At 71.0% G+C, this 6734-nt stretch carries 7 protein-coding genes and 1 pseudogene; 3 read left to right on the top strand and 5 right to left on the bottom strand.

From position 1 onward, the window contains the following. Nucleotides 1-89: 89 nt before the first annotated feature. The 3 genes from ACI379_RS14865 (at nucleotide 90) to ACI379_RS14855 (ending at nucleotide 2149) form a co-directional block, all read left to right on the top strand. Nucleotides 90-551 carry a DUF222 domain-containing protein gene (locus ACI379_RS14865; RefSeq protein WP_439792878.1) on the top strand — a complete coding sequence of 154 codons (462 nt, stop codon included), beginning with the start codon at nucleotides 90-92 and terminating at the stop codon, nucleotides 549-551. A gap of 198 nt (nucleotides 552-749) precedes the next feature. Further along, entirely contained in the window at nucleotides 750-1196 is a 447-nt protein-coding gene (locus tag ACI379_RS14860) for a hypothetical protein (protein WP_439792877.1), read from the top strand. A 62-nt stretch (nucleotides 1197-1258) separates the two neighbouring features. Further along, nucleotides 1259-2149 (top strand): TIGR03619 family F420-dependent LLM class oxidoreductase, encoded by an 891-nt coding sequence (locus ACI379_RS14855; RefSeq protein ID WP_439792876.1) that lies wholly within the window; start codon nucleotides 1259-1261, stop codon nucleotides 2147-2149. Between the two features lie 14 nt (nucleotides 2150-2163). Here the strand turns inward: ACI379_RS14855 and ACI379_RS14850 are convergent, their stop codons facing one another. The 5 genes and pseudogenes from ACI379_RS14850 to narY form a co-directional block, all read right to left on the bottom strand. Next, nucleotides 2164-3213 carry a phosphotransferase gene (locus ACI379_RS14850; protein WP_439792875.1) on the bottom strand — a complete coding sequence of 350 codons (1050 nt, stop codon included), beginning with the start codon at nucleotides 3211-3213 and terminating at the stop codon, nucleotides 2164-2166. Further along, nucleotides 3210-4298, bottom strand: a complete 1089-nt coding sequence (locus ACI379_RS14845) for a TIGR03857 family LLM class F420-dependent oxidoreductase (RefSeq protein WP_439792874.1) — start codon at nucleotides 4296-4298, stop codon at nucleotides 3210-3212. Before ACI379_RS14845 ends, ACI379_RS14850 begins: the two co-directional genes overlap by 4 nt. Nucleotides 4299-4470: 172 nt before the next feature. Further along, complete coding sequence (narI, locus tag ACI379_RS14840; RefSeq protein WP_439792873.1) at nucleotides 4471-5193, bottom strand: respiratory nitrate reductase subunit gamma; 723 nt, start codon at nucleotides 5191-5193, stop codon at nucleotides 4471-4473. Beyond that, a complete protein-coding gene (gene narJ / locus ACI379_RS14835; RefSeq protein ID WP_439792872.1) occupies nucleotides 5190-5870 on the bottom strand; it encodes a nitrate reductase molybdenum cofactor assembly chaperone in 681 nt (226 codons plus the stop codon). The genes narI and narJ overlap by 4 nt, the downstream gene beginning before the upstream one ends. Next, nucleotides 5870-6734 (bottom strand): annotated as a pseudogene (gene narY, locus ACI379_RS14830) (nitrate reductase subunit beta); the annotation flags it as partial. The pseudogene narY and the gene narJ, both read right to left, overlap by 1 nt.

Raw genomic sequence — 6734 nt, 5'->3', positions numbered from 1 at the left:
CAGCAATCGCTGGAGTCTCAAACTAGAAAGTCTCCGGACTCGCCGGGGCGGTTCACGACGACACCACGCTCGAGACGCACCCGGCAGAGGTGGAGACGTCGCCGGGGCGAGCCGTCCAGCACCTCCCCTACCCGCGCAGGGCCGCCGAAGCGTTCGGACAACTCCTCGAAGCAGTTGACCCCGCCCGGCTACCGATCCACGGCGGGGACGCCACCACAGTGGTCGTGACCCTCAGCCTCGACAGCCTTCGCGACGAACTCGGCACCGCCACCCTCGACAACGGACTGCCTGGCGATTCCCTCGACACCATCACCGCAGGCGAGGCCCGGCGGCTTGCCTGCACCGCCCACCTCCTCCCCGCCGTCCTCGGCGGCACGTCCACCGTCCTCGACTACGGCCGCCGACAACGGCTCTTCTCCCCCGCCCAACGCGGAGCCCTCGCACTCGCCCAGAAGCAATGCCGCACCGATGGGTGCACCATCCCCGCCTCATGGTGCGAGGCTCACCACCGGGATCCGTGGAGCCGCGGGGGGACGTACCGACCTCGATGACGGAGACCTGCTCTGCAGCCATCACCACCACCTCGTCCACGACCCTCGCTACGCCGCTGACCGCCTGCCCGACGGCAGCTACCGCTTCCACCTCCGCAGATAGGGGGTCTCGACAGGCTCGACCAGCGGGCCGCCGGCCGGATCACCTGAGCACCCGTACGGATCCCGCCCGCGCATCCCAGCGGCGAGACTGGTCGCATGACGACGCAGCCCGCCATCACGACCCGCTTCACCCGACGCCTCGCCATCGCCGCGCTGGTGTTGGCGGTCTTCTCCGCCGCCATGTGGTTCGCCTGGCTCGGTTGGGACCACGAGTACTACCTCGTCGACGGTGTCGAGCAGGGGCCGTACCGCCCGTGGCAGGTCATCGGCTGTGCTGCTGCCATCGCCCTCGCCGGCCTCGCCGCCCAGCTGTGGTCGCGGAGCGTGTGGGGCGTCGTCGTCCTGTCCGCAGCCGCCGTCATCGGTTTCGCCGTGCCGTGGTCCCTTGACGCGGCAGCGACCGACGACAGCGGGCTGTACGTGATCGGCCTGTTCATGATCGTCATCGGTGGCGGCATCGCCCTCACGGCCCTGCTCGGCGTCGCCACCGGGATCGTCGCGCTCGTCCAGGCGGGCCGCCAGCCGGCCGTCCCCCGAGCCTGACCGGCCACGTCCACACGCAACACGCTTCCCCCGGACGCACTCGACCACTAGCGTCCCCCCGCATGACGTCCCTGCCCTCCGGGTCCCCCTCCTTCGCCGTGGTCACCGCGTTCCTGCCCGTCGAGCAGATCGGACCCATCGCCGAAGCCGCCGACCGCCTCGGGTACCGCAGCCTCAGCGTCGCCGACCACGTCGTCGACCTGGAGACGCTCACCACGCCGTACCCCTACCGCGGTGACGGCAAGCGACGATGGGAGTCCGACGTCGACTGGCCCGACCCGTGGGTCCTCATCGGTGCCCTCTCCTCCCGGACCACCCGTCTGCGCTTCTTCACCTCCATCTACGTGGCGGCCCTCCGCAGTCCCTACACGGTGGCGAAGGCGGTCGGAACGGCCTCGGTGATCAGCGACGGACGGGTCTCACTCGGGGTCGGCGTCGGCTGGTGCCGCGACGAGTTCGAGCTCCTCGGGCAGGAGTTCTCCACCCGTGGCGCCCGCACCGACGACGCACTCGCCCTGATGCGTGAGCTGTGGTCACCCGGGTGGAGCGAGCACGACGGCCCGCACTACCCCACACCCCGGCTCACCATGAACCCCGTTCCGCGACACCCGGTCCCCATCCTGGTCGGCGGGCTCTCGGAGGTGGCGCTGCGCCGCGCGGCCCGCCACGACGGCTGGGTCGGGGACGTGCACACCGTCGACGAGGCCGTCGCCATCAGCACCCGGCTGCGGGAACTGCGCGCGGAGCAGGAGATCGACGGACCGTTCGAGGTCGTCCCCGCACTCAGCGACGCGCTCCTCCCCGAGGACTTCGCCCGCGCGGGAGCGGCCGGGGTCACCGAGGTGATGACCGCTCCCTGGATGTACTACTCCGGACGTCACGCGACGCTCGAGGAGAAGCTCGAGGGCATGGAGCGGTTCCGGGACGACGTGATGGTGCCGCTCGGGCACTGAGCCCGGCGCCGCCCTCACCTTTGCTCGGCGGCCACCTTCTCCAACGTCCCCAGGTCGCGGATCGCGGCGCACCCGCGCCGCGTCATCGCCGCGAACATCTCCTCGCCGCGCTCGGTCGGCGAGCCGTACACCTGTCCGAGGACAGTGACCAGCGGCACCTGGAGCAGGGCGAAGGCGTAGTCGTCGAAGCAGTCCTCCACCGTGTACGCCGCACGCACCGCGTCCGGCAGCGCAGCGTGGTAGGCCGCGACGAGGTCTCGTTCGTGCTCGCGCCGTACGTCCGGCTCCAGACTCGTCCCCAGGAAGTAGGCCAGGTCGCGCGCTGGCAGACCCACGTCGAGCGTCTGCCAGTCGACCGCCACCGAGCCACCGGCACCGCCTGCCGGCGGGAAGAGGAGGTTGTCGAGCCGGTAGTCGCCGTGCAGCAGCGAGAACCGCTCGCCGCGTACCGTCATCCAGCCCGCCACCAGCGGCGCCGCAGCCCGCAGCACCTCGGCGTCGCCCTCCCGCAGACGGGGGCCGATGTCGGCGAGGAACGTCTCCACCGAGGGCACCAGGATCTCCATCAGACCCGCCACGATCTCCTCGTCGGGACGGGCGAAGCCGTCGGAGACGTACAGCGTCTCGTCGCACCAGCGCGGACCGTGCAGACCCGCCAGGTTCCTCACCGCGTCGTGGGCCTGCTCGGGCCCGCACCCCGCGATCTGGTCGCCCTGCACACGAGGGGCCAGGTCCTCCAGCAGCAGGACGAAGTCGCCTCCGTCTGCGTACGACACGTGGTGGCAGCCCGGCACCCGTACGTCCACGGTCGCCGCCAGGTCGCCGTAGAAGCGTGCCTCACTGCGGTACGCCCCCGCCACCATGGCGCGGGTCCCGGGATCGGGCGCCGGCAGCTTGAGCACCACCCGGTCCGGCACCCCCTCGCCGGCCAGCTCGAGGCGGTGGCACTCGGCCATCTGCCCCGTACCGACCCGGGAGCGGGTGAAGGCCTCGACGCGGCCACCGAGCACTCCGGAGAGCCACTCGACGCTCACGTCCTCGACGAGGACCGGGAATCCGTTCACGAACGGCTCCTTCCGGGGTTCAGGGGGAGGTCGTCCAGACCCGACGGGCGGACGGATCGCCACGCCTCGACCACCCCTGCCAGCTCGTCGGGGGTCGCGCCGTGCAGGATCACGCTGTCCGCGCCCGCGTCGAGCTGGTCGCGGACGCGGGCGGCGCAGGCGGCGGCCGCACCAGTGGCCGAGGCGGCCAGCCACGCGGCGGGAAGCACCTCGTCACGCAGGTACGCCAGATCGTCAGCGGTCCCGACGGCGTCGAAGGCCCCCGGGTAGCCCTGGACGAGCGGGTCGGACCGGAACCGGGTGAGCGCCGCGGGGTCCCAGCCGTTCGCGCGGACCAGGACGTCGCCGTACCCCTGCAGGTAGGTGGCGAGCCGCCCCACGAGCTTGCGCAGCCGCAGCTCCTCGTCGATCGCGTCGTCCACCGTGGCCAGGACCGACCACACGCGTACGGAGGCAGGGTCGCGTCCGGCCTCCTCGGCAGCACGGCGGACCGTGGTGACCGCGCGGGCCACCGTCTCGTCGGTCATGAAGGTGTGCAGGACCACCCCGTCGGCGACGCGTCCGGCCAGCTCGAGGCTGCGCGGACCGATCGCCATCATCAGCACCGGGACGTCCTCGTCGAACGACGGGTCCTGCGAGAGGTACGGGAAGACGCCCGCGGGCCCGTCGTGCCCGACCACCGCCTCGCCGTGCCAGAGCCGGCGGAAGATGCCGACCGCGTCCTCCATCTGCGCACCCGTCACGCGGGGCACCCCCATCAGGTCGAACAGCGCGTCGAAACCCCGTCCCAGGCCCAGCGCGTACCGACCACCCGAGAGGCGGTGCAGCGTGGTCGCCATCGTGGCCGTGACCAGCGGGTGGCGGGTGTTGTGGTTCGTCGCGGCCGTACCGATCCCCAGCCGGTCCGTCACCGCCGCCACCGCCCCGGCCATGACGCCGGCGTCCTTCACGTTGAACCGCTCGGACAGGAAGATCGACCCGATCCCGAGCTCCTCCGCGCGCACCGCCTCGGCGAGCAGGTCGCGCGGGCTCGAGGAGTGCCCAGCCAGTCCGTAGCAGCCGATCTCAGGCAATGGCGTGGTCATGCCCACCTCCAGACAACAGAACCGATGTTCTGTACAGGTGTCCAGAAGATAGGGGCGGGGCCCGGTAAGCGCAAGGAACCCGCTGGACGCAGCGGGGCCCGGGCCGCCGGAGGGGTGGCGGCCCGGGCCCCGGGTCGGCCCGGCACCGGGAGGGGGGTGCCGGGCGCTGCAGTCAGCTCTTCTCCCACCCCCGCGGGACCGCCCGGTTGCCACCAGCGGCGGTCAGGTCACGGCTGCGGTAGACGATGTACGGCCGGGTGACGTACCCGATCGGCGCGGAGAACACGTGCACGAGGCGCGTGAACGGCCACAGCGCGAAGATGATGAACGCGACCAGGGCGTGCGCCTGGAACCCGAACGGGGCGTCCGCCATCAGCGAGGCGTCGGGCTGGAACGCGAGGAACGAGCGGTACCAGACCGATACGCCCTCACGGTAGTTGTACTCCTCCAGCCCCGAGGCGCCGAGCACGGTGTTCCACATGCCCAGCAGCATCACCAGACCGAGGAAGAAGTACATGACCTTGTCCATCGGCGTGGTCGCCGAGAAGACCGGCCCCACCGTGCGCCGCCGGTAGATCAGAATGGCCAGACCGACGGTGGCCATCACCCCGGCGGCGAGACCGCCCGCGACCGCGACCACGTGGTACGTGTGGTGCGAGATGCCCAGCGCGTCCGTCCACGACTGCGGGATGAGCAGGCCGATGACGTGACCGCCCACCACCCCGAGCATGCCGAAGTGGAACAGGGGCGAGCCGAGTCGCAGCATCCGGTCCTCGTACAGCTGCGAGGAGCGGGTGGTCCAGCCGAACTTGTCGTACTTGTAGCGCCAGAAGTGGCCGACGACGAAGATCGCCAAGCAAAGGTACGGGACGATGACCCAGAGGAAGGTGCTCATCGGGGGGCTCCTACGGGGATGGTGGCCGAGGCGATCAGGGGGTCGGTGCCGTACGCGTCCAGCCCGACGCTCTCGGCGGGCGGGCCCTCCTCGATCAGGCGGCGGACCGCGTCGGCCTCCTCGCCCTGAAGGGTCGGCAGGGTGGCTGACAGGGCGACCATCGCGGCGGCCCAGGGCGAACCAGTGGTGCCGTCGTCGTTGCGCCAGCGCTGCAGGGCCAGACGCAGCATCTCGACTCCGGCGCGGTGGTCGTTGAGCAGCTTCCAGGCTCCGTCCTGGTCGACGGTGGCCCCGAACTGGAGCACCGCGCACAGGTGGTCGGGCAGCTCCTCGCAGTCCTCGTCCCACTCGACGCCGCCCTTGCGGTACGCCTGCTTGAACTCCACCAGAGCCACCCCGCGACGGCGGGTGTCGCCGTACGCGAAGTAGGTGAGGTAGAGGGCGCACTTGCGGGTCTGGTCGAAAGTGGTGACGTACTCCTTCTGCAGCGTTGCCAAGTCCGTGCTGCGCAGGTACGCCAGCAGCGGCGCCAGGTGCTCGTTGCCGTCGACCAGCTCCTCGATGGCGTCGAGGGACGCCACCAGCTCGGCGGTCGGATAGTCCAGCAGGGCACTGCAGGCCGCCCAGACCGGCGCCAGGTCGGCGGGACGCTGATGCTTGCGGGTGAACCGGAACATCAGCCCTCACCGCCCGTGCTGCGGTCCCCGTCCAGCTTCGGCGGGAAGAGACCCTGCGGGGTGCCCTTGCCGTCCCAGTTGAGCAGGTTGACCCGGGAGCCCTTGTTCTCGGGCGCGGCGATGGTGTCGGAGGTCTGCCGGTTCTGCAGCATCCGGAAGTTCTCCACCGCGACGGGCGTCGGGTAGCCCGCGCCCTCCCCCAGCAGCGCCTGGTCGTAGAACGAGCCGGCGGCGTCGAAGTCGACGGCACACTCGGTGGCCAGCTCCTCCAGGGCGTGCGCCTGCTCGGCGTGGGCCGGCGGGATGACGTAGCGGTCCGCGTACTTGGCGATCGCCAGCAGGCGGAACATCTCGTACATCTCCTCCTCCGTCATGCCGACGGCCTCGGGGATCGAGGCGTCGGGCTCACGGCCCAGGTTGATGTCGCGCATGTACGACCGCATCGCCGCCAGCTTCTTGAGCACCGCATCGACCGGCTCGGTGTCGCCGGCGGTGAACAGGTTGGCGAGGTACTCCACGGGGATCCGCAGCGCGTCGATGGCGGCGAACAGGTTGCCCCGGTCCTCGGCGTCGTGGCCGGTGTCCTTGATGACGTCGACGACCGGCGACAGCGGCGGGATGTACCAGACCATCGGCATCGTGCGGTACTCCGGGTGCAGCGGCAATGCCACCTTGTAGTCGGTGATCAGCTTGAGCACCGGCGACTTCTTTGCCGCCTCGATCCAGTCCGCCTGGATGCCCGCGGCGAGCGCCGCGCGCTCCACCTCGGGGTCGCGCGGGTCGAGGAAGACGTTGCGCTGGGCCTCGTACAGCTCGTGCTCGTCCTCCACGGCCGCGGCAGCCAGCACTGCGTCCGCGTCGAGA

Origin of the sequence: Nocardioides sp. (assembly GCF_051876515.1) — a bacterium.
Lineage (GTDB): Bacteria > Actinomycetota > Actinomycetes > Propionibacteriales > Nocardioidaceae > Nocardioides.
The sequence above is the reverse complement of the archived record's forward strand: the minus strand, read 5'-3'. Positions and strand labels throughout refer to the sequence as shown.